Below are 21,772 nucleotides of genomic sequence, written 5' to 3'. Positions count from 1 at the left end.
GCAGACCTGGCAGGTGATCCGCATCTCCCCGATCGCTGCCCGGACCGGCTTGGGTGCCATGGCGGTCTCCTCTTCCCCCGGTGGTCACCAGCCTGGTCGAGGCCGGTGACCAAGGAGGCTATCCCGCACGTGGGTGCGGCGGCTCTGCGGACCGGCCGGCTCGTCAGCCGTTGAGGTCGCGGTGGTTGAAGCGGTACGTGCCTGCGACCACCAACAGGACACCATGACCGCCGCTGCCCTGTGCGAGGAGCTGTCGATCAGCTCAGGAGACGTCTCCACCGCGATCAAGCAGCTCATCCCCGTCGGCCTCGTCGAGCGCGTCCCCGCACCGGGCAGCCGTCGCGACCACTACCGCTTCCGCGAGGGCGCCTGGGACACCCTCGGCGCCACGCCCCGAACTGCGCTTGGTCCACACCCCGGTCAGTCCATCACGGTCTGGTGCCGTGCGCAGGGGACCCTCAGCCTCCTCGGCCGACACCGAGTCGACGACACCTTTCCTCGACGAGTCGAACGATGAGAGTGTTGGGCGCCCCACACCACTGCGGCGCCCTGGCCGATCGAGGATGTCCGGTCCACAGGCACCTCGACGTAAGTGACCCCCTTGGTCCACAGCCCTGGAAGCGCGGCGGGGCAGGTCGGCCAAGTCACGTCGGCGGATGCTGATCGACGCACCCGTCCAGTGTGTCGTGCCGAACAGCAGCGCCACAGGCCCCGGCGTGCAGCCGCTGGCGGGCATCGGCACCGGTCCCCATGAGGGTGGGGAGACCGGTGCCGAGCGAGATGGACCGGTGCAGGGTGCGAACTGCAGACAGGGCGACAGTCGCTCCCGCCAGCCGCACGACGCAGCAGCCCTTGCTCTGTTCACCGCTCGGCGGACCGCCCCAGGCTCTTGATCTTCTCGAACGGGTAGGCACCCACGGTCACCACGGCCAGGCCGTAGACGGCGAGGACTACAAGTCCCCAGGTGCCGACCGTTCGGCCACCGCCGCTCATGATGACCGTGCCGATCGGCACCAACGGAGCGAAGCTGAGCACCGCGGCCCCGGTGCACCAGAAGGCCACCAGGTCATTCGCCCGTTTCCTCAGCCCCGGGTCGGACTTCACCTCCGCGGGGACCTCGTACCCGTCGGACCGGTCACAGACCTTGCCCCGGTACCCGGTGCGTGCGGCCAGCGAAGCGGCCACGCCCAGCAGGAGGAAGCAACCGAAGATGAAGATGTAGGCCATGGATGCCCCAGGGTTGTCGCGGTGCCGAGCGGCGTCAGCGGATGTACTTGATGATGAAGGCGATCACCATGTTGATGGCCTTGTTCTTGACCCAGCCCGGCAGGAACTTCCAGACGACGCCCCCGATCTCGCCCCCGAGGCAGCCGATGACGGCGTTTCTGACGTAGGTCTTCTTGCTGGAGGCCTTGCCTGCCGCGATGTCGCTGAGCACCGAGGTGGGGATGCTGGCCAGCGCGCCCTTCGCGCACCATGCCGCGGCACCGATGGCCGCCGCAGCGATCGGGAAGGCGAAGCCGCCGTTGCGGCTCATGGCCTTCTCGATCTCGGCCAGCGCCTCCGGGCCCATCTCCTGCTCGATGAACTGGCGCTGCTCGGCCGTCAGTTCAGGAGCCTGCGTCGCGGAGGTGGCAGCCACGGCGCGAGCCGTTCCCCGGCTGTCGTCGGCGGCCGTGGCGCTGGGAGCCGCGGTGGCGAGCAGGGCGGCACTGGTGACGGCGGCTATTCCGGCCAGAGAGACGCGGCGCGTGGTGGTCTTACGCATGTTGGATTCCCCAGTAGTCGTTCATTCGTCTCCAGGTCAGGGAGACGGTTCCGTGGTCCTCACCTCCAGGTCATGGAGGTGATCACGGACGAGACTCTGACATCCCGAGGGAGGTCCGGCATAAGAGAAGACGCGTGAAAAGGATCACGACTGCCTACCGGAACGACCCACTTGAATCAGGCCTCTTGTCGAAGACGCCGGTGGAATCGCAACTGACACCGCAAGGAAGCGAAGAAAGTTCTTGAAACGCGGATCAATCGAGATCGTACACGACTCAACTTTATTTCAGAACGCCACTTGAGACAGATGGCAAAGAGCCGGTCGCGGTTGTCCGACTCCAGCACTATCCGCCCCAACTCCCCGTACGTCCACGGTGGGAGAAACACCGCCCTGTGGAGGGATCAATCCGCACAACGCGCACGGCAGGGTGGGTGCGTCCCGTACGCATCGACCCAAGGACCCAACGCGCGTGCGCAACAGCCGAATAGCCCTCTTCCTGGCGGTCGGCGCCGTCACCCCGCTGGTGACCGCGCTGACGCCCGCCACCGCATCCGCCGCCGAGAACTCCCTTCGCCCCTACCTCCAGCAGAAACCGGCCTGGCACCGCTGCGACACGGAACTGCCCGCCTCCCTCCAGTGCGCCACGATCAAAGTGCCGCTCGACTACGGCAGACCTGGCGGCAAGAAGCTCGACCTGGCGATATCGAGGATGAAGACGAGCACCAAGAAGGAACGGCGCGGGGTGCTTCTGCTCAACCCCGGTGGCCCGGGCGGGCCGGGCGTCGACATGCCGCAATACATGGCTGACGAGCTTCCCAAGGCCGTGAAGAACAAGTACGACCTCGTCGGCTTCGACCCGCGCGGCATCGGCCGAAGTTCCCCCGTCGGCTGTGGTCTGACGTCCGACGAGCGGAACTGGGAACGGCCGTACAAGGCCGAGACGTTCACCAAGGACGTGAAGTGGGCCCGGACCGTCGCCGAGAAGTGCGACAAGAAGCAGGGCGACAAGCTGCGCCACATCACCACCCGCAACACCGCCCGGGACATGGACGTCATTCGCGCCGTGCTCGGCGAGAAGAAGATCTCCTACCTCGGATACTCCTACGGCACCTACCTCGGGGCCGTCTACACGCAGATGTTCCCCAAGCGCACCGACCGCTTCGTACTGGACAGCGCCGTCGACCCGGCCCGGGTCTGGCGTGGGATGATCCAGGTCTGGGCGGAGGGCGCCGAGCCCGCCTTCACCCGCTGGACCGAATGGACCGCCGCGCGGCACAGCACCTACAAGCTGGGCCGGACTCCCGAGGCGGTCCGCAAGACCTTCTACGGCATGGTCGCCCAGGCCGACCGCAAGCCCATCGACCTCGACGGCACGCTGCTCACCGGTGACGACATCCGCCACGGCCTGCGGGGCATGTTCTTTGGCACGCGTGACGCCGCCGAAGCGGTCGCCGAGCTGAAGAAGGCCGCCGCCGGTGCACCCTCGTCCGCCGACCGGGAGCTCAAGACGCCCGAGCCGGTTCCGCCGTCCTTCGGGCGGACCGTGCCCGAGGACAACGGTGACGCCGGCTTCTGGGCCGTCGTGTGTGCCGACACCCGCGCCTGGCCGCGCGACCCGGAGCAGTACCGCAAGGACGCGATCCGGGACAAGGCCAGGTACCCGCTGTACGGCGACTTCGCCTCCCACATCAAGCCGTGCGCCTTCTGGAAGAAGAGCGGCAGCGAGCCCGCCACCAGGATCGGCAACAAGGTGGGCGCGCTGATCCTCCAGAACGAGTGGGATTCCCAGACGCCGCTGACCAGCGGCCAGGGCCTGCGCCGCGCCATGAAGGGCTCCAAGATGGTCACGGTCGCCGGAGGAGTCGGACACGGCATCTACGGCACCAAGTCGTGCGCCGACAAGACGGCCACCACCTACCTGACCACCGGCAAGCTCCCCAGGAAGGACATGACCTGCAAGGCCGCTCCGGCCGCAGACGAGCGCAACGCTCCCAACCGGCTGCCGCTCCCGACACCCCCGGGCATCCCGGGGATGGTCAGCCGCTTCTGATCGCCAGGGGCTCCTGGGATCCCATCCGCCTACGCGAGGCAAAAGGGGGCACCTGCGCGGTGGGAAACGATCACCCCGAGCGCGGGAAACGATCTTGTGGGTCCCCACGTCGGCGCTGACCAGCGCATTCCGTCGGTGCCCCACCGTCGGAACGGGCGGCATCGATCAGATGCCGCCCGTTCTTCGTGTCTGCGGATGTGACGGTTGTCTCGGTGTCCCGCCGTGTGAGGAAGCTCTCAGGGCTGTTGCCACGGACTCACTCCCGAAGGCCCGCCGGGTTCGCTGCGTTCGCCGGGCGGCGCAGGGCCAGGGCGGTGGGCACGACCGCGGCGGCCGTGGCGATCAGGGCGCAGGCCGTCACGGTCGTGCCGAGGGCCTGCCACGGCAGGGCGGGGGCGGGTCGGGCCGACAGCAGCGCGAGGGCGCCGGTCAGGCCGGCCAGGTTGACGGCGGTGACCAGGAGGCCGAGGAGCGCGCCGGCCGCGACGACCGTGAGGGCCTCGGCGCCGGTCAGCCGCAGCACCTGCCACCGGGTGGCCCCGGTCAGCCGCAGCACGGCCAGGTCGCGGGCCCGGTCGGAAGCCCCCATGACCATGGTGTTGGCCACGGAGATGCCCGTGTGGAGGAGGGCGATGCCGAGGATCAGCAGGAGGCCGAGGCGGGTGGTGCGCTTGGTCCCGGGGTGGGTGTCCCGGATCCAGGCGTCGCGGAAGAGGACCTGGGCGGGGCCCGCGGCCCGGGTGAGGGCGGTGGCCACGGCTGCCGGGTCCGCGCCGTCCTCGAGGGCCACGTCGATCCGGTCGATCGCGGCGCCCGGGGCGTTGCGCGGGGTGACGTAGACACCGTTGTTGCCCGTGCCGGTGGTCATGACCGCGGCGATGCGCAGGGTGCGGGGCGTGCCGTCGCCGAGCCACACGCGTACTCGCTCGCCCACCCGGTGCCGCCGCCACTCCTCGTTGACGATGATCGAGTCGTCGTCCAGGTCGCTCACCCTGCCCGCGGCGAGCGGGAGGCGGGTGGTGGCCGCCAGGGCGCCGGGGGTCGCGGCGCGGCCCTCGGAGCGGATCAGGGCCACGCCGTCCTCCAGGACGTAGACGGCCGTCGAGGACGTGGGTGACAGGTCGGTGCCGGGGACGGCGCGCAGTCTGCGCAGGGTGGTGTCGTCGAAGCCCGTTCCGGCGGGTGGGGTGATGACGAAGGCGGCGGTGGTGCGGTCGCGCGTCTCGGTGGTCTTCGCGCGGTCCAGGGTCGCGGTGGCGCCGAGGAGGGAGCCCGTGAGGGCGACGGTGACCAGGACGGGTGCCGCGAGCGCCGCGGTACGGCGTACCCCGGTGGCGGTGTTCGCGCGGACCAGCATGCCGACGGTGGAGGCCGGGCAGGTCAGCAGCCGGGTCAGGGGGCGCAGGACGAGGGGGGCGAGCAGGGCGGCCGCGGTGATCAGCAGCATCGGGCGGCTGATGTAGGTCTTGCGGTGGAGGAGGTCGCCGGGGTCGCCCGTGAGGGAGAGGGCCAGGGTCACGGCGGAGGTGAGCAGGAGGGCCGTGCCGCACAGCAGGCGGCCCGGGGTGATCCGTCCGCTGTCCTCGCGCAGGTCCCGGGTGGGGGCGGTGCGGCCGGCCCGCCAGGAGGCCGCGGTCGCTCCGGCCGGGGCGACGAGGAGGCCGGTCCAGAAGGCCGCGTGGTAGGGCCAGGTGTGGTCGCCGATGGTGAACCAGGCCGGGGCGAGGCCCTCGTCGGCGACCCGGGCCGCCAGCAGGGGCGCGAGGTGGGAGCCGAGTACGCATCCCGCGGCCGAGGCGACCGTGCCGACGGTGAGGGCCTCGGCGAGGACGGTGCGGCGGATCTGGCCCGGGGTGGCGCCGGTGGTGCGCAGCAGGGCGAACTCCCGGCGCCGCTGGGCCACCGCGAACGCGAAGGTCGACGCCACGACGAAGACCGACACGAAGGCGGTGACGCCGCCGGCGGTGCCGAACAGGGCGTTCATCGCGGTGAGCGCCTCGCTGTCCCGGTCGGGGTCGGCGTCGGCGAGGCGGCGTGCGTCACCGGTGAGGACCTGGGCGCTGTCGCCCACCGCCCGCCGCACGGCCGCCGGATCGGCCGTGACGACCAACTGGTGGACGGCGGGGGCCAGCTGGGCGGCGCGGGCGTCCGTGAAGAACACGGCGTTCTCGAAACCGCGCGGGGTCAGGGTGCCGACGACGCGTACCGTGCCGCGGTCGGTGGGGAGCCGCCCGCCGGGGCGTGCCCGGTCGCCGGTGACGACGACCTCGTCGGCCGTGCGGGGTGCCCGGCCGGTCGCGAGGTGGTAGGGCGCGAACCGGGCGGTGGACCAGGGGTGGCCCGTCAGGTCTGCGGGGCCGCCCCGTACGGGGAACGACCGGTCCTCGACGACCGGGCCCAGCTTCCGTACCGCGGCGACGGTCGCCGCGGGGAGGGGGCGCGGGTGGGTGAGCCGGGCCGTGCGGTCGCCGATCCGGGTCGGCACGCGCAGGGTGTCCTGGCTCTTGACGACGACCGGAGCGGCGGCGAAGCGTTCGGGGCCGCGCGGCGGGGCGGCCGCGGACGAGGCCAGGGCCAGGCCGGTCACGGTGAGCAGGGCCACGCCCAGCGAGAGGGCGACGAAACTGCCGGTGAAGCCGGCCCAGCGGGTGCGCAGGGTGCGCAGGGCGACGGTCAGCACGGCACGGCCTCCAGGCGGGTCATGCGCGCGGCGATGGTGTCGGCGCCGGCGCCGGTCAACTCCCCGCTCACCCGGCCGTCGACGAGGAAGAGCACGCGGTCGGCGTACGCGGCGGCGACCGGGTCGTGCGTGACCATGACGACCGTCTGGCCCTCGCGGTCGACGATGCCGCGCAGCAGGCCGAGGACCTCGCGGCCGGTGCGGGTGTCCAGGGCTCCGGTCGGCTCGTCGCCGAACAGCACGTCGGGGCGGGTGATCAACGCGCGGGCCAGGGCGACGCGTTGCTGCTGGCCGCCGGACAACTGCCCGGGCCGGTGCCGGGCCCGCTCGGCCAGACCGACCTGGGCGAGGGCCTGGCGCACCCGGGCCCTGGCCACGCGGCGGCCGGCCAGGCGCAGCGGCAGGGCCACGTTCTGCTCGGCGGTCAGCGAGGGCAGCAGGTTGAACGCCTGGAAGACGAACCCGACGCGCTCGCGGCGCAGCAGGGTCAGGCGCCGCTCGCTCAGGCCGGTCAGTTCGGTGCCGCCCACGGTGACCGACCCGGAGGTGGGCCGGTCCAGGCCGGCGGCGCACTGGAGGAGGGTGGACTTGCCGGAGCCGGAGGGGCCCATGACGGCGGTGAAGGTGCCCGTGGGGAACGCGAGGGAGACGTCGTGGAGTGCGGTCACGGGGCCGTAGGTCCTGGTGACCGAGTCCAGCCGGACGGCGTCGTGTGTCATGGGGTCCCCCTGGTGTCGGTGCGGATTCCATCGGTGTCGGTGCCGCGTCTTCGCCGATGTCGGTGTGGCGTCCACCGGTGTTCCGGTGTGGCGTCCACGAAACCGGGCCGGGGCGGGGTGGCGCAGTGCGGCGGGGGCTAGACCTGGGGTAGGGCCAGGCCTACCCCGGAGCCTCCCTCCGGGCCCATGGCCAGGGCCGGGGAGCGCTCCTACGGTGATCCCCATGCTCCCTCGGAACGTGTGGCAGGCCCTGGCCCGCCCCGGCTATCTGCTGTCGGCGTGGCCCTGGCGGTCGGCCGGTTACCTGCTCACCGGCGCGGTGACCGGCGTCGTCGTGCTGGTGGGGGTGGTGACGTCGGCGGCGGTCGGCGGGGTGCTCGCGCTCGCGCTGGTGGGGCTGCCGCTGCTGCTCGCCACGGCGCTGGCGGGCGTTCCCGTGGCGGCGGTGGAGCGGCGCCGGCTGCGGCTGGTCGACACGGAGCCGGCGTCGGACCCGCACGAGCCGCCCGGGGAGCCGGGGCTGCGGCCCTGGCTGGTGACGCGGCTGCGGGAGCGGGCCACCTGGCGGGAGCTGGGGCACGCGCTGCTGTTCGCGGGGCTGTTGTGGCAGGTCGACGCCCTCGCGTTCGCCGTCTTCCTGCCGGGCCCGCTGTCCGTGGTCGCGACGCCGCTGGTGCTGGCCGTGAACGGTGAGGCGAAGGTGCTCAAGGTGTGGCTCGTCACCACCTGGCCGGCCGCCGCCGGGTGCGCCGTCCTGGGGTTGGTCCTGCTGGCCCTGGGCGCCTACCTGCTGGGCGTCGTGGCCGGGGCCCGGGCGGGGCTGGCCCGGCTGCTGGTCGCCCCGCGCGAGGCCGACCTGGGGGCCCGGGTGGTCGAACTGAGCCGGTCCCGGGCGCGGTTGGTGGACGCCTTCGAGGCGGAGCGGCGGCGGATCGAGCGCGATCTGCACGACGGGGCGCAGCAGCGGCTCGTCGCCCTGACGATGACGCTCGGCCTGGCCCGTCTCGACGCCCCGCCCGGTCCGCTCGCCGACCAGCTCGCCAAGGCGCACGAGGAGGCGGGCGCGGCCCTGGCGGAGCTGCGGGAGCTCATCCAGGGCATCCACCCCAAGGTCCTCGCCGACTACGGTCTCGAAGCGGCCGTCGCCGACGCCGCCGACCGCTCGGCCGTGCCCGTCGACGTCGACCTGGAGCTGCCCGGGCGGCTCTCCGCTGCGGTCGAGGCGGCGGCGTACTTCGTGGTGTGCGAGGCGCTCGCCAACGTGGGCAGGCACAGCGGGGCGAGCCGGGCCGAGGTGAGCGGCGGTCACCGCGAGGGCCGGTTGGTGCTCCAGATCCGCGACGACGGGCGTGGTGGTGCCCGGGCCGGGGCGGGCAGTGGGCTGACCGGACTCGCCGACCGGGTGTCGGTGCTCGATGGCAGACTCTCCCTGTCCAGCCCGCCCGGCGGGCCGACCCTGCTGCGTGTGGAGATCCCTTGTGACGCTGCGAGTTGACCGGCCGCTGCGGGTTGACCGGCCGCTGCGGGTCGTCCTGGCCGAGGACAGCGTGCTGCTGCGGGACGGGCTCGTCGGGCTGCTCGCACGCTGCGGGCACGAGGTCGTCGCGGCCGTGGGAGACGCCGAGGCGCTGGTCGCCGCCGTCGGGGAGCACGGGCCCGACGTGGTGGTGCCGGACGTGCGGATGCCTCCCGGCTTCCAGGACGAGGGCCTGCACGCGGCCGTGCGGCTGCGCCGGGAGCGGCCCACGCTGCCCGTCCTGGTCCTCAGCCAGTACGTGCAGCGCCGGTACGCCGCCGAGCTGCTGGACTCCGGCGACGGCACGGGCGTCGGCTACCTGCTCAAGGACCGCGTCGGCCAGGTCGAGGAGTTCGTCGCGGCGCTCGGCGAGGTCGCGGGCGGCGGCACGGTCGTCGACCCCGAGGTCGTACGGCAGTTGCTGCGCCGCCGCCGCGACCCGCTGGAGCGGCTCACCCCACGCGAGCGGGACGTACTGGCGCTGATCGCGGAGGGCAGGTCCAACGGGGCGATCGCGCGGGAACTGGTCGTCTCCGAGGCGGCCGTGGGCAAGCACGTCTCCGGCATCCTCACCAAGCTGGACCTGCCGCCGGCGGACGACACCCACCGCCGGGTGCTGGCCGTGCTCGCGTACCTGCGGGCGTAGTCCGGCGGAGTGTCGGGCGTGGTCCGGTGGGGCGGCGGGCGTAGTCGGGCGGGGCGGCGGGCGTGGTCCGGTGGGGCGGCGGCGCGTTGTGCAAAAACCAGCGAGTTGGTTTCATTGCGTCGCCATCGCAGCCCTGCAGGGGAGCCACGGGTGACCAAACAGGACCGGGCAGTCCGGACCCGCCTCGCGCTGATCCGGTCGGCGGCCGAGCAGTTCGAGGCACGGGGGTACGTGCGGGCCAGTCTCGCGGAGATCAGCGCGGGGGCCGGCGTCAGCTCCGGCGCCCTGCACTTCCACTTCGCGAACAAGGCCGCCGTGGCCGAGGCCGTCGAGGACGCCGCCGCCCTCGCCCTGCGCCGGATCGCGCGCCGGGGGCGCGGCGGGGACGGGTGCGCCCTGCAGCGCCTCGTCGACGTCACCCACCGGGTCGCCCGGCTGCTGTGCGCCGACGTCGTGGTGCGGGCGGGGTTACGGCTCAACGCCGAGGCGGTCGCCGGGCGGGTCCGCGACCTGCGCCGGGAGTGGCGGGAGTGCGTGCACGAGCTGCTGGCCGAGGCGGAGCGGCGGGGCGAACTCGCCGCCGGGGTGCCGCCGCACCGCACCAGCGCCGTCGTCCTCGCCGCCACGACCGGCATCGAGGTGCTGGCCCGGGAGGACCACGGGTGGCTCGCGCGGCCCTCGCTGACCGACCTGTGGCAGTTGCTCCTGCCGTGCGTGGCGGCGTCGCACCTGGCCGGCGCGCTGCACCCGGCGGGCACCGACCCGGAGGGCGCGGACGTCGAGGCGGGTCCGACCGCGCGCGGAGACCTGGAGGAGTCCGGCACGGCGGCGGGGCTGGCGCTGCGGTAGGGGCGTTCCGGCTCACCCTCCGTGGCTGACAGTGTGTGAAGTGATGGCTAAAACAAACCGGATGCCAAGTTTTCTCCGCGTCCGGATCGCACCATGGTGTCCCAGCCTCTGGACCGAGGAGCGAAGTCATGGCACAGCAGGCCTGCCCCTTCCTGGCGATCGACCCGTCCGGCCAGGACCTCTACGGCGAGATATCCCGGATCCGCGCCCAGGGCCCGGCCGTGGAGGTGGAACTCCCCGGCGGCGTCAGGGCGTGGTGGATCAACGGTCTGGAGCTGAACAAGCGGCTCCTGGCCGGACCCGAGACGAGCAAGGACGCCTACCAGCACTGGCCCGCCTGGATCAACGGGGACATCTCCCGCACCTGGCCCCTCGCCATCTGGGTCTCCGTGCGCAACATGGTCACCGCCTACGGCACCGACCACAGCCGGCTGCGCAAACCGATGGCCGCCGCCTTCACCAAGCGCCGCGTCGACGCCCTGCTGCCGCGCGTCCAGGAGATCGTCGACCGTGCCCTGGACGACCTGGAGCAGGTCCCGGAGGGCGAAGTCGTCGACCTGCGGGCGGCGTTCGCGGCGCCGGTGCCGCACGAGGTGGTGTGCGAACTCTTCGGCGTACCCCGCGGCGAGGACGGTCCGCGGGCCGCGCTCTACCGCATCATCAACGGCTTCTTCGACACGGCGATCTCCCTCGAGGACGCCCAGGCCAACGCCGTCGACCTCTACGCCACGCTCACCGCGTTCCTCCAGGACAAGCGCGCGCACCCGGCCGACGACCTGACGACCGCGCTCATCGCCGCACGCGACGAAGGCAGCCTCAGCGAACAGGAGTTGATGGACAACCTGATCCTGCTGCTCACGGCGGGCTTCGAGACGACCGTCAACCTCATCGACAACACCGTGCACAGCCTGCTCACCCACCCCGACCAGCTCGACCTCGTCCGCTCCGGGCGGGTGTCCTGGGAGGACGCCATCGAGGAGTCGCTGCGCCACGAGGCGCCGGGCGCCATGTCGGGCCTGCGCTACGCCGTCGAGGACATCGAGATCGAGCCGGGTCTCACCATCCCGAAGGGCGACGCGGTCGTCGTGTCCTTCGCCGGCGCCGGGCGCGACCCCGAGCGGCACGGCCCGGACGCCGACCGGTTCGACGTCACCCGCACCACGAGCCGCGACCACATCTCCTTCGGCCACGGCGTGCACCACTGCCTGGGCCGGCCCCTGGCCATGGCCGAGGCGACGGCGGCCCTGACGTCGCTGTTCGACCGGTTCCCGCGGCTGGCCCTGGCCGATCCGTCCCGGCCGCCGAAGCGGCTCCGGTCGATCATCTCCACGGGGCACGAGTCGCTGCCCGTGCTGCTGCACGGCCGGGAGGCGAACCCGCGTCCGGAGGTGGCGTAGGCGAGGGGGCGGGTCCGGAGGTGGCGTAGGCGGTCAGGAGGCCGGTCGGTCCCGCAGGAACGAGCGGTACCAGGGGGCCGCGCGCCTGAATCCGGCCGCGAAGCCCTCGCCGGGAGAGCAGTCGAGGTCCTTCCAGAAGGCGTCGTCCACGAACCAGTGGTCGACGGTGAGCATGCCCAGGTGATGGAGGGCCAGCGGCGAACCGGCGGCCCGGTCCAGGGCGGTGGCCACGTCCACCGCCGCACCGCCGCCGGGCTCCCCCAGATGCTCGCGCACCGCCCCGAGCAGCTCCGGAACCGCCACCGGCTCGGGGTGGCCGACGTGGTGCGCGCCACCGCCGTGCGCCGGGGACAGCGCCGCTGCCACGACCGCACGGCCCAGGGTGTCCACGTCGATCATCGACTGCAGCGCCGTGCAGCCGGTCACCGTCGCCGACAACTCCCGCAGCAGCCCGACCAGTCCGGGGACGACCCAGCGGTCGCCCTTGCCGTACACGAGGTGCGGCCGCAGCACCAGGCCGCCCGCGTCGAGGACGTGCCGTTCGGCGGCGGCCCGGGTGCGGCTGGTGGCCGACGCGGGCGCGATCGGCACCTCGCCGGGGCGTACGCCGCGGAAGGGGCCCCGGCCGTACACGGCGGCCGTGCTCACGTACACGATCCGGCGCACCCCGGCGCGCACCGCCTCCTCGACCAGGGCCCGGGTGCCCCGGTCGTTGACGGCCTCGACGGTCTCGGCGTCGCCGCCGATCCGGGTGGCGCAGTGCACCAGGACGTCGGTGTCCGCGCAGACCCCGCGCAGCGACGCCGGGTCGGACAGGTCGCCGTGGACGGCGTCGGTCCCGGGCTCCGCGTGCCGGGACAGCGTCCGCACCCGGACGCCGGGCCGGTCACGGGCCGCGGCGAGGGCGCGGCTGCCGACGAAACCGCTCGCGCCGGTGATCAGGAAGGTGACCGTCACGACAGGGACCGTACCTCCGCCGTCCCCGCGGAGGTCAGCGTGGCGGTGAAGACGGTCTCGCCGTCCTGCCGCCCCGTCACGCGCACGGTCACCTCCTCCGGGTCCTTGTCGAGCAGTTCCGTCTCGAGTCGGCACGGGCTGTGCAGCTCGGCGTACCGGGCGAAGTCGGCCGTCATCGTGCGGGGCAGGAAGGGGCGGTGGCCGGACGCGGCGGCCGCGGCCTGGCGGGCCGCCTCGAACAGGACCATGCCCGGGACGTGGTCGTTCGGCCGGGGGAAGAGGACCGGGTGGCCGGTGTCCACGCGCAGCTGCCAGACACCGGGGCCATCGTCCGGGGCGAGGACGACGTCCTCGGCGCGGGAACGGCCGGCGAGTTCCGGCTCGATGCCGGGCAGCAGCGGCACGGGGGTGCCCACGGCGGCCAACTGCCGTCCCCGCAGGCGGCGGTAGGCGAGCGGCGAGGTGCAGCCGGTGCTGCCCGTGCCGCGCGCCACGAAGCGCCCGGCACGGCGGAACTCCATCGTGGTCCGCATGCTCGCCAGGCCGCGGCCGCGGCGGCGGATCTCGGAGCACACGACGTCGACCTCGACCGGTTCGGCGGCGTCCGACAGCAGCAGCGCGGACGGGTCGGCGAACACCGTCAGGTCCCACATCACGAAGTGGGTGTCGGTCGGGGCGCCGAACTCGGCGTGCGCGAGCACCATCGAGGCCTGCCGCAACGTTTCGCCGACGACCATCGGGTCCTGGTGGCGGTCGTCCATGGGGCCGAAGAAGGGGTGGGCGGCCGGCCAGTGCGCGGTGAAACGGAAGCGGGTGTCGGAGATTCTGCTCCACCGGAGGGGGAAGACGTCCCTGTCGGCGGTGCGGTGGGCGAGTTCCTTGGTGACGGGGGTGGTGTCGGTGCCGGGGGTGGTGTCGTCTTCGGTGGTGGCTGTGGCGGTGGCGGGCTGTGGCGCGGCCTCCGCGGTGGCGGTCGTCTGTGGCGTGTTCTCGACGGCCGCAACGGTTCTGTTTGCCGGACGGCCCTCTCGTCCGGTCTGATCGTCCGTGAGTGCGCTTAAAGGTCCTGTCTGCGGCATGAGAACCCCAAGGATCGGCTGCCTGGCTGCGGTCGGCGTCTGACTAAGATACGGACGAGCCGGTTTTTTTCAAAGGGTGGGTCAAGCTGCCGGGACAGGCTCTCGCGCCCTCGCTGCACAGCGACTTCACAGGGATCGACGGAGATCAGGAGGCACCCGATGGCGCGACAGGAGCGCGCGATCCGCACCCGGCGGACCATCCTGGAGGCGGCGGCGGCCGTCTTCGACGAACGCGGCTACACCTCGGCGACCATCGGGGAGATCCTGGACCGGGCCGGCGTCACCAAGGGCGCGCTGTACTTTCACTTCGGCTCCAAGGAGGAGCTGGCGGTCGGGGTGTTCGAGGAGCAGCTCGCGATCACGCTCCCGCCGCAGTCCAGCAAGCTCCAGGAACTCGTCGACTCCGGCCTGGTCCTGGCCCGGCGGTTGCGGTCCGAGCCGCTGGTGCGGGCCAGCGTGGGGCTCGCGCTCGACCAGGGGGCCATGGACCTCGACCGTACGGCGGCCTTCCGCATGTGGTTCGAACAGAACGTGCAGCGGTTGGCGGAGGCCAAGGCACAGGGCGAGCTGCTGCCGCACGTCGACGTGGCCGAGACGGCGGAACTGCTGGTGGGCAGCTTCTCGGGCGTGCAGCTGCTGTCCCAGCTGCGCTGCCAGCGGCAGGATCTTGAGCGCCGTGTCGTCGTGATGTTCGAACACTTCCTGCCGAGCATCACGGTCCCCGCGGTCCTGGCCCGAATCGACATCTCGGTGGAGCGGGCCGAACGGGTGCTGGCGCAGGGGCGGGTGGAGCAGGGGCCCGTGGATGACGGACGGGTGGCCCACGCACCCGTGGATGAGGGGCAGGCGGAGCAGGGGGCGGTTGTGCCTGCGCAGGCCTCGTCTGGGGCGTGACGGCCGGGGCACTCGGAGATCGGGTCTTCCGGCGTACGGCCGTTGCCTTGACGCAGGTTGTCCACAGATGTGGAGTTGTCCACAGGGTCTGACGCGTTTCGGCCGCCGGTTGTACGGTCGGCACGAGTTGATGTTCGTGCGCGTGCGGGGGAGGCGGTCGGTATGACCAGGGCTGAGGACGAGACCGGGAACGGGGCGGGGCGTCGGCTGCCCCGGGTGCGGGGCTTCGCCGAGTGGCCGGCCGAGGGCTCGCCCAAGGAGGAGGGCAAGGCCCTGCGCAGGCGCATCCCGCGCCACGCGCACGCCACCCTCGACCTGGACGCGTCCCGGCCCGACGCGGTGAGCGCCGTCGAGGAGTCGGGCCGCGGCCGCCTGCCCGAGCTCACGCCGATCCGCGTCGGCCGCATGGCCGCCACCCCCTTCGCGTTCCTGCGCGGCGCCGCGGGCCTCATGGCCTACGACCTCGCGCGCACGCCCATGACCCGGATCCGGGCCCAGATCTGCGGCGACGCCCATGCGGCCAATTTCGGCCTGTACGGCGACGCGCGCGGCGGCCTCGTCATCGATCTGAACGACTTCGACGAGACGGTGCACGGCCCCTGGGAGTGGGACCTCAAGCGCCTCGCGGCCTCCCTGGTGCTCGCGGGCCGGGAGGCGGGCGCCGACGAGGACCAGTGCCGCAAGGCGGCGTACGACGCGGCGGGCGCCTACCGCCGCACCATGCGGCTGCTGGCCAAACTGCCGGTGCTGGACGCGTGGAACGCCATCGCCGACGAGGAGCTCGTCTCCCACACGGACGCCCATGACCTGCTCGGCACGCTGGAGCGGGTCTCCGAGAAGGCCCGCCACAACACCAGCGGACGCTTCGCGGCCAAGTCGACCGAGGCCGTCGAGGGCGGCGGGCGCCGCTTCGTCGACGCCCCGCCGGTGCTGCGGCGCGTCCCGGACGCGGAGGCCGCGGCCGTCGCGGCGTCCCTGGAGGAGTACGTCGGCACGCTGCCCGAGGACCGCCTTCCCCTCCTCGCCCGGCACGCGGTGCACGACGTGGCGTTCCGCGTCGTCGGCACCGGCAGCGTCGGCACCCGCTCCTACGTCGTGCTGCTCCTGGACCACCGGGGCGAGGCGCTGGTGCTCCAGGTGAAGGAGGCGCGTGCGTCGGCGCTGGTGCCGCATCTGGTGACCGCCGGCTTCGAGGCGCCGGAGGCCGGCCACGAGGGGCGGCGGGTCGTGCTCGGCCAGAAGCGGATGCAGGTCGTCAGCGACATCCTGCTCGGCTGGACGACGGTCGACGGGCGCCCCTTCCAGGTCCGCCAGTTCCGCAACCGCAAGGGCAGCGTCGATCCGGCCGCCCTGGCCGCCGACCAGATAGACGACTACGGCCGGATGACCGGCGCCCTCCTGGCGCGGGCCCACTCCCACAGCGCCGACCCCCGCCTCATCGCCGGGTACTGCGGCAAGAGCGAGGAACTGGACGAGGCGATGGCGGCGTTCGCCGTGGCCTACGCGGACCGCACCGAGGCGGACCACGCGGAGCTGGTGGCAGGCGTGCGGGCGGGGAAGGTCGCGGCGGAGCTGGGGGTGTAGCGGGGCGGCAGGCTGCTGCGCTGGTCCGTGCAGCACCTCGGGCCCGCCCCCAGGGTGCTCGGAGGGCACGGGCGTGGAGGTGGTCGGCACGTGGCCTACGCTGGTCGGGTGACGACCCCCGAAGCTGAGCAGGACGGTGGCGACGCCGCCCGCCCCGAGGCACGGCTGGAGCGGGCCGTGCGGGCCGCCGAGCAGGCGCTGATCGAGTACGAGATCGCGGTGGAGACCTTCCGCGTCGAGGTCGAGAACTTCTCTCGGCTGCACGAACAGAAACTCGGCCCGCTGTACGCCCGGCTCGAGGAGCTGGACGCCCGGATCCTGGAGGCCAGAGCCGCCCGCAGCGGCGACCCCGAGGACCGGCGCCGGGCGGAGGAGGCCAGGTCACGGCTCGCGCCCATCCCCGGCGTCGAGGAGCTGCTGCACGGCTGGATGGACGACAGCGGCCTGTTCCCCGAGGCCGTGGCGATGCTCACGGACCAGGCGGTCCGGCCGCCGCAGCGGGTCCGCCCCAGCGAGGAGGCCCGCAAGCTCTACCGCGACCTGGCCCGCAAGGCCCACCCGGACCTCGCCCAGGAGGAGAAGGAGCGCGAGCGGCGCGAGGAGTTCATCACCCGCGTCAACGCCGCCTACGCCCGGGGCGACGAGGCGGAGCTGCGCGAGCTCGCCGAGGAGTGGGCCAAGGGGCCTGAGCTGAAGCGGGGCCCGAGCCGCGCCGAGGAGCTGTACGCCCGCCTCGAGTGGCTCGCCCAGCGCAAGGAACTGCTCGCCCTGCTCGCCCGGGAACTGGAGGAGAGCGCCATAGGCCACATGCTCCAGCTGGCCCCGGACGACCCGGACCGCCTCCTGGACGAGATCGGGCAGGGACTGCTCACCCAGCTCGCCGACCGCGAGAGGGAGCTGGCCGCGCTGCTCGGCGAGAGCTGAGCCGCGCCCCGGCCGTCCCACCGGACATTCCGGTAGCGTCGGACGCATGAGTTTTGGAGCTGGTGTGCCCACGGTCGCGGTCGCGGACCTCAAGGACGGCGACTTCCTGCTGGACGTCCGGGAGGACGACGAGTGGAAGGCCGGTCACGCCGAAGGCGCGCTGCACATCCCCATCAGCGAGTTCGTCGCCCGGTTCGGTGAGCTGACCGAGGCCGCCCCGCAGGACGGCCGGGTGCATGTGATCTGCCGCTCCGGCGGCCGGTCCGCGCAGGTCACGATGTACCTGGCCCAGCAGGGCATCGACGCGGTGAACGTCGACGGCGGCATGCAGGTGTGGGAGGCGGCGGGCCGTCCCGTCGTGACGGACGACGGGCAGCCCGGGGTCGTCCTGTAAGCGCCCTTGGAGATCTGTAGCGCCCACGCGCGGGTGGGGTCAGGCCAGCGGGTGGGCGGCCAGCAGATCGCCCAGGGTCTCCTCGTGCGCCGCCGCCGGGCCGAGCGACAGCTCCAGGTGCTTGGCCCAGGCGTGGTACCGGTGCAGCGGGTAGTCGACGTCGGCGCCGAACCCGCCGTGCAGGTGCTGCGCGGTCTGCACGACCCGGCGTACGCCCTCCGCCGCCCAGATCTTGGCGACGGCGACGTCACCGGCGGCGGGCAGCGCGCCCGGTGCCCCCGAGGCGATCCGCCACGCCGCCTGCCACAGCGTGGCCTCCATGGCGCGCAGGTCGATGTACCGGTCGGCGGCCTGCACGGCAACGGCCTGGAAGGTCGCGAGGGGGAAGCCGAACTGCTCCCGCTTGCTCGTGTACTCCCCCGTCATCCGCAGCACGCGCTCCCCCAGCCCGAGCGCCAGCGCGCACGTCCCGGTGGCCAGCAGGTTCCGCAGCCACTCCCAGGCCCCGTCGGCGTCGATGACGTCCCGGGCGGCGAGCCGCGCCGACTCCAGCCGCAGCTCGGCGAGCCGCTCGCCGCTGGTGGAGATCTGCTCGGCGAGGACGACGCCCTCGTGCCCACGCGGAACCAGGGCCAGCACGCTCCGGCCGGTCCCGGTGTGCGCGGGGACGACCGTGACGTCCGCGTCGTACGCCCACGGCACCGCCGTCTGCACGCCGTCCAGCACCCAGGCCCCGCCGTCCCGCCGCGCGGTCACGGCGAGCTCGGCCGGGTCGTGGCCCGTGCGGCCGTGCCCGGCGACGGTCAGCACGGTCTCGCCCCGGCCGGCCCGGGTGAGCAGAGCGGACCTGGCCTCGTCACCGCCGTAGGCCTGCACGGCCGCCGCTGCCGCGCTGTTCTCCAGCAGCGGCACCCTGGCCAGCACCCGGGCCGACTCCCGCAGCACCAGGCACAGCGCGATGGCGTCCAGGCCGGCCCCGCCGTACTCGGCGTCGAGCAGCAGGCTCAGCAGGTCCGCGTCGGCGAGCCGGGCCCACAGGGCGTGGTCGTACGTCTCGGCGACGGCGCCCCGGGTGAGGGCCGGGCTCGGCACGGCGTCGGGGGCGACGGAGGAGAACACGCCCTTCGCCGCTTCGGCCGCCGCCTGCTGCTCCTCGGTGAAGGTGAAGTCCACGGTGGCTGTCCTCCCGGCGATCCCGTTGAGCTGACGGGGCGTCAAGATAGAACAGGTTCTAGAAGAAGGGAATGGGCATACGGGCGGGCGCCGTAGGGTGTCACTCCTGCGGGCCATCCGACCGGGTGCCCTGTGGATAACCTGCGGGGGTCCCCTGTGGACCGGGGACCGCGCTCCCGGGCGGGCGCGGGCGCCGTACGGTCGGCTCGCGCGGTGTGGCGAGTGCCATGGCCCGGACCGGCGTAAGGGGCTGTGCCCGGGTGGGCCGCCTGAGTACGGTGCCGGTGCCGACGCGCGCGGCGCTGACGCGGGCGGTACGACGCCCCGCGCCGGGCGGGCGGAACGACGGACCGTGATCGGGAACGGGGCGGAATGGACGCGTACGACGAGGGCTCGGACGCCCGGCACGGGCCGGGCGCGCCCGCCGAGCCGGGTCCGCCCCCCGAGCCGGGCCCGCCCGGCGAGCCCGGCCGGCCCCTGGAGCGTCCGCCGGCCGAGCCCGGCCCCTCCCTGGAGCCGGGTCCCCCCGCGTGCCCTCGCACCGGCGTCGCCGCGCTCTCCCTGCGCTACCAGGTCGTCGTCGCCGTGGCGCTGGCGGTCGTCGCGATCGGGGTCTGTGTGCACCTGGGGATGATGTTCCTGCACGTCGCGCCGCCGAACACGCTCACCAAGGAGCACGGCAGGGCCGTGGACGAGTGGGTCTACCCGGAGTTCGAGCAGAACTGGAAGCTCTTCGCGCCGAACCCGCTCCAGCAGAACATCTCGATCCAGGTGCGCGCCCAGGTGCGGACGACGGACGGCATGACGCTGACGACGGGCTGGTACGACCTGTCCGCCGAGGACGGCCGGGCCATCGACGGCAACCTGCTGCCCAGCCACATCCAGCAGAACGAGCTGCGCCGCGCCTGGGACTTCTTCGTCGCGACGCATGACGGCGAGAACCGCCCGGTGAGCCTGCGCGGCTCGCTCTCCGAGTCGTACCTGCGCCGGATCGCGGTGCTGCGCCTGGACCGCGACGACGCGGTGCGGGCGACGACCGGGGGCGGCGGTGCCGTCGAGCGGGTGCAGATCCGCTCCCGCACCAGCAACGTGCCCCCGCCCGACTGGAGCCGCGAGAAGGTCTCCACGACGCCGTCCTACCGCGAGCTGCCGTGGTGGCAGGTGCCGCGGGACGAGGCCGGGGGAGGTGTGCGGTGAACCGCTTCTCGCTGTGCGTCTCGCGCGGGATCGCCCGTGTCACCGAGGCCGCCCTCGGCCCGTACCAGACCGCCGTCATCCGCATCGGGTTCAGCGCGACCTGGCTGCTGTTCCTGCTGCGCGAGCTGCCCACCGTCATGAGCTCTACGGCCCCGACGGCCCGTGGAGCTGGACCCTGGCCGAGCAGTTGATCGGCACGAACGGGGCCTTCACCACGCTGATGTGGTCCGACGGCCGATTCTGGTTCGAGAGCGTCTACGCGCTCGCGATCCTGGCCAGTGCCCTGCTGATGCTGGGCTGGCGGACCCGCACCATGTCGGTGCTGTTCATGGTCGGCGTGCTGTCGCTGCAGAACCGCAGCGTCTTCATGGGCGACGGCGGCGACAACGTGCTGCACCTGATGTCGGTCTACCTGGTGTTCACGCGCTGCGCCCAGGTGTGGTCGCTGGACGCCCGGCGGGCCTCGCGGGCCGGGGCGGCACGCGCGCGGTGCGAACGCGTCACGGACCGCACCGGGCCGGTCCTGTGGGGCGTGCTCGGGGCCGTGCTGGTCGCGGTGACCCTGGCCGGCCGGATGGAGGGCGAGTGGCTGATACCGGCGCTGCTGTGGACCGTGTGGGGCGGGCAGGCGCTGTGGTGGCTGGCCGGGCGCCGCGCGAGGTCCGGCGAGACGCGGATCCTGCTCGACGTCGTCGCGAACGTCGTGCACAACGGCGCCCTGCTCGTGATCATGGCGGAGGCGTGCCTGATCTACGCCACGGCCGGCTGGTACAAGATCCAGGGCTCCCGCTGGCAGGACGGCACCGCGGTCTACTACCCGCTGCACCTGGAGTACTTCTCGCCCTGGCCGGCGCTCGCCGACCTGCTGTCCGCCAGCGGCACGCTGGTGATGCTCATGACCTACGGGACCGTCCTCGTGCAGGTCGCCTTCCCGTTCACCCTGTTCAACCGGCGGGTGAAGAACGTCCTGCTGGCCGCGATGATCACCGAGCACGCCGTGATCGCCGTCGTCCTGGGCCTGCCGTTCTTCTCACTGGCGATGATCGCGGCGGACGCGGTGTTCCTGCCGACGACCTTCCTGCGCCGCCTGGGCGGCGGCGCGGCCCGCGCGCGTGACCGCTTCCTGCGGCGCGACCGGCGTACGCCGCTGCCCGAGCCACGCGGGCACGAGAGCCCCGAGAGCACGCACGTAGGCTTCGGGGCATGACCGACCCCGTCACCCTCTGGCACCGGCTCGCCGGCGACACCGTCCTGCTCGACGGCTTCCATGCCCTCAAGCACGCGCTGCGGTTCGGCGCCGAGGTGCCGGTGGCGGTCGCCGCGGACCGGACGGCCGCGCTCGCCCTCGCCGACGAGCTGGCGCCCGACGTACGGGACGGTCTGGCCGCGCTGCTGACTCAGGTGCCGCCGGAGACGTACGCGTCGCTCGTGCCGCGCCCGCATCCGACGGCGGTGGCCGCCCTGGCCGTACGGCCGTCCCGTGAATCCAACCTCGACAAGCTCGCGGCCACGCCCCGCACGGCCCCCGTCGTGGTCCTCGACAACCCGCGCAACCTGGGCAACGCCGGGGCGGTGATCCGCCTGGCCGCCGGCTTCGGGGCGACGGGCGTGGTCACCACGGGGACGGTCGACCCCTGGCACCCCACGGTCGTACGAGGCGGGGCCGGGCTGCACTTCGCGACGGCGGTGGAGCGGCTGGAGGTGTCCGAGCTGCCGTCCGGCCCGCTGTTCGCCCTCGACCCCGAGGGCGACGACATCCGGGGCGTCAAGCTCCCGGACGACGCCGTCCTCGCGTTCGGCTCGGAGCGCACGGGCCTGTCGACGGCACTACGCGCGCGTGCGGACCACCTGCTGTCCCTGCCCATGCGCCCCCAGGTCAGCAGCTACAACCTGGCGACGAGCGTGGCCATGACCCTGTACCACTGGAGCTGCCGCGGGACTTAGG

General features: G+C 73.1%; 19 protein-coding genes and 1 pseudogene. 13 read left to right on the top strand and 7 right to left on the bottom strand.

The features are described from left to right. The first annotated feature begins 133 nt into the window (after nt 1-133). Nucleotides 134-517: a GbsR/MarR family transcriptional regulator gene (locus tag ACSUPV_RS20195; RefSeq protein WP_382615788.1), complete on the top strand. Its 384-nt coding sequence runs from the start codon at nt 134-136 to the stop codon at nt 515-517. A gap of 344 nt (nt 518-861) precedes the next feature. Here the strand turns inward: ACSUPV_RS20195 and ACSUPV_RS20190 are convergent, their stop codons facing one another. Together ACSUPV_RS20190 and ACSUPV_RS20185 are read right to left on the bottom strand one after the other, a co-directional pair. Then, nucleotides 862-1,227 carry a hypothetical protein gene (locus ACSUPV_RS20190; RefSeq protein ID WP_102908278.1) on the bottom strand — a complete coding sequence of 122 codons (366 nt, stop codon included), beginning with the start codon at nt 1,225-1,227 and terminating at the stop codon, nt 862-864. Between the two features lie 34 nt (nt 1,228-1,261). After that, entirely contained in the window at nt 1,262-1,768 is a 507-nt protein-coding gene (locus ACSUPV_RS20185; RefSeq protein WP_382615787.1) for a hypothetical protein, read from the bottom strand. A gap of 469 nt (nt 1,769-2,237) precedes the next feature. Here ACSUPV_RS20185 and ACSUPV_RS20180 point away from each other — a divergent pair, with 469 nt between their 5' ends. Next, entirely contained in the window at nt 2,238-3,818 is a 1,581-nt protein-coding gene (locus ACSUPV_RS20180; RefSeq protein ID WP_436948056.1) for an alpha/beta hydrolase, read from the top strand. Nucleotides 3,819-4,074: 256 nt separating this feature from the next. Here ACSUPV_RS20180 and ACSUPV_RS20175 read toward each other — a convergent pair whose 3' ends face one another. Next, nucleotides 4,075-6,498 (bottom strand): ABC transporter permease, encoded by a 2,424-nt coding sequence (locus ACSUPV_RS20175; protein ID WP_436948054.1) that lies wholly within the window; start codon nt 6,496-6,498, stop codon nt 4,075-4,077. Beyond that, nucleotides 6,492-7,217 (bottom strand): ABC transporter ATP-binding protein, encoded by a 726-nt coding sequence (locus ACSUPV_RS20170; protein WP_436948053.1) that lies wholly within the window; start codon nt 7,215-7,217, stop codon nt 6,492-6,494. The genes ACSUPV_RS20175 and ACSUPV_RS20170 overlap by 7 nt, the downstream gene beginning before the upstream one ends. 223 nt (nt 7,218-7,440) lie before the next feature. On the opposite strand from ACSUPV_RS20170, the gene ACSUPV_RS20165 reads away from it, so the two are divergent. From ACSUPV_RS20165 to ACSUPV_RS20150, 4 genes are all read left to right on the top strand, one after another. Then, nucleotides 7,441-8,712 carry a sensor histidine kinase gene (locus ACSUPV_RS20165; RefSeq protein ID WP_436948051.1) on the top strand — a complete coding sequence of 424 codons (1,272 nt, stop codon included), beginning with the start codon at nt 7,441-7,443 and terminating at the stop codon, nt 8,710-8,712. Between the two features lie 7 nt (nt 8,713-8,719). Continuing rightward, the gene (locus ACSUPV_RS20160) at nt 8,720-9,379 is read left to right on the top strand and encodes a response regulator (RefSeq protein ID WP_436949918.1); all 660 of its coding nucleotides are present in this window, start codon (nt 8,720-8,722) and stop codon (nt 9,377-9,379) included. Nucleotides 9,380-9,529: 150 nt separating this feature from the next. Then, entirely contained in the window at nt 9,530-10,228 is a 699-nt protein-coding gene (locus ACSUPV_RS20155) for a ScbR family autoregulator-binding transcription factor (RefSeq protein ID WP_037762727.1), read from the top strand. A gap of 128 nt (nt 10,229-10,356) precedes the next feature. Continuing rightward, on the top strand, nt 10,357-11,625 hold the full coding sequence (locus ACSUPV_RS20150; protein WP_382615780.1) for a cytochrome P450 family protein: 1,269 nt from the start codon (nt 10,357-10,359) through the stop codon (nt 11,623-11,625). Between the two features lie 33 nt (nt 11,626-11,658). On the opposite strand, the gene ACSUPV_RS20145 is transcribed toward ACSUPV_RS20150, so the two are convergent. Both ACSUPV_RS20145 and ACSUPV_RS20140 read right to left on the bottom strand, forming a co-directional pair. Further along, nucleotides 11,659-12,582 (bottom strand): NAD-dependent epimerase/dehydratase family protein, encoded by a 924-nt coding sequence (locus ACSUPV_RS20145; protein ID WP_436948049.1) that lies wholly within the window; start codon nt 12,580-12,582, stop codon nt 11,659-11,661. Further along, nucleotides 12,579-13,661 (bottom strand): ScbA/BarX family gamma-butyrolactone biosynthesis protein, encoded by a 1,083-nt coding sequence (locus tag ACSUPV_RS20140; RefSeq protein ID WP_436948048.1) that lies wholly within the window; start codon nt 13,659-13,661, stop codon nt 12,579-12,581. The genes ACSUPV_RS20145 and ACSUPV_RS20140 overlap by 4 nt, the downstream gene beginning before the upstream one ends. 159 nt (nt 13,662-13,820) lie before the next feature. Between ACSUPV_RS20140 and ACSUPV_RS20135 the strand changes: the two genes are divergently transcribed. The 4 genes from ACSUPV_RS20135 (at nt 13,821) to ACSUPV_RS20120 (ending at nt 17,457) form a co-directional block, all read left to right on the top strand. Beyond that, on the top strand, nt 13,821-14,555 hold the full coding sequence (locus tag ACSUPV_RS20135; RefSeq protein WP_436948046.1) for a ScbR family autoregulator-binding transcription factor: 735 nt from the start codon (nt 13,821-13,823) through the stop codon (nt 14,553-14,555). A 162-nt stretch (nt 14,556-14,717) separates the two neighbouring features. After that, nucleotides 14,718-16,139 (top strand): DUF2252 domain-containing protein, encoded by a 1,422-nt coding sequence (locus ACSUPV_RS20130; protein ID WP_037762717.1) that lies wholly within the window; start codon nt 14,718-14,720, stop codon nt 16,137-16,139. 108 nt (nt 16,140-16,247) lie between these two features. Continuing rightward, nucleotides 16,248-17,063, top strand: a complete 816-nt coding sequence (locus ACSUPV_RS20125; protein ID WP_037762714.1) for a hypothetical protein — start codon at nt 16,248-16,250, stop codon at nt 17,061-17,063. Between the two features lie 64 nt (nt 17,064-17,127). Continuing rightward, a complete protein-coding gene (locus ACSUPV_RS20120; protein WP_037762711.1) occupies nt 17,128-17,457 on the top strand; it encodes a rhodanese-like domain-containing protein in 330 nt (109 codons plus the stop codon). A gap of 39 nt (nt 17,458-17,496) precedes the next feature. On the opposite strand, the gene ACSUPV_RS20115 is transcribed toward ACSUPV_RS20120, so the two are convergent. After that, complete coding sequence (locus ACSUPV_RS20115) at nt 17,497-18,630, bottom strand: acyl-CoA dehydrogenase family protein (RefSeq protein ID WP_436948044.1); 1,134 nt, start codon at nt 18,628-18,630, stop codon at nt 17,497-17,499. A gap of 372 nt (nt 18,631-19,002) precedes the next feature. Here ACSUPV_RS20115 and ACSUPV_RS20110 point away from each other — a divergent pair, with 372 nt between their 5' ends. The 3 genes and pseudogenes from ACSUPV_RS20110 to ACSUPV_RS20100 all read left to right on the top strand — a co-directional run bounded on the left by ACSUPV_RS20110 (nt 19,003) and on the right by ACSUPV_RS20100 (nt 21,771). Beyond that, entirely contained in the window at nt 19,003-19,827 is an 825-nt protein-coding gene (locus tag ACSUPV_RS20110) for a DUF5819 family protein (RefSeq protein ID WP_436948042.1), read from the top strand. Further along, nucleotides 19,824-21,034: pseudogene (locus ACSUPV_RS20105) on the top strand (HTTM domain-containing protein). The gene ACSUPV_RS20110 and the pseudogene ACSUPV_RS20105 overlap by 4 nt, the downstream one beginning before the upstream one ends. Then, entirely contained in the window at nt 21,031-21,771 is a 741-nt protein-coding gene (locus tag ACSUPV_RS20100; protein WP_359794727.1) for a TrmH family RNA methyltransferase, read from the top strand. Before ACSUPV_RS20105 ends, ACSUPV_RS20100 begins: the two are co-directional and overlap by 4 nt. Nucleotide 21,772 lies beyond the last annotated feature (1 nt).

Source organism: Streptomyces sp. SudanB52_2052 (assembly GCF_964272415.1).
Classification (GTDB): Bacteria; Actinomycetota; Actinomycetes; order Streptomycetales; family Streptomycetaceae; genus Streptomyces; species Streptomyces olindensis.
The sequence above is the reverse complement of the archived record's forward strand: the minus strand, read 5'-3'. Positions and strand labels throughout refer to the sequence as shown.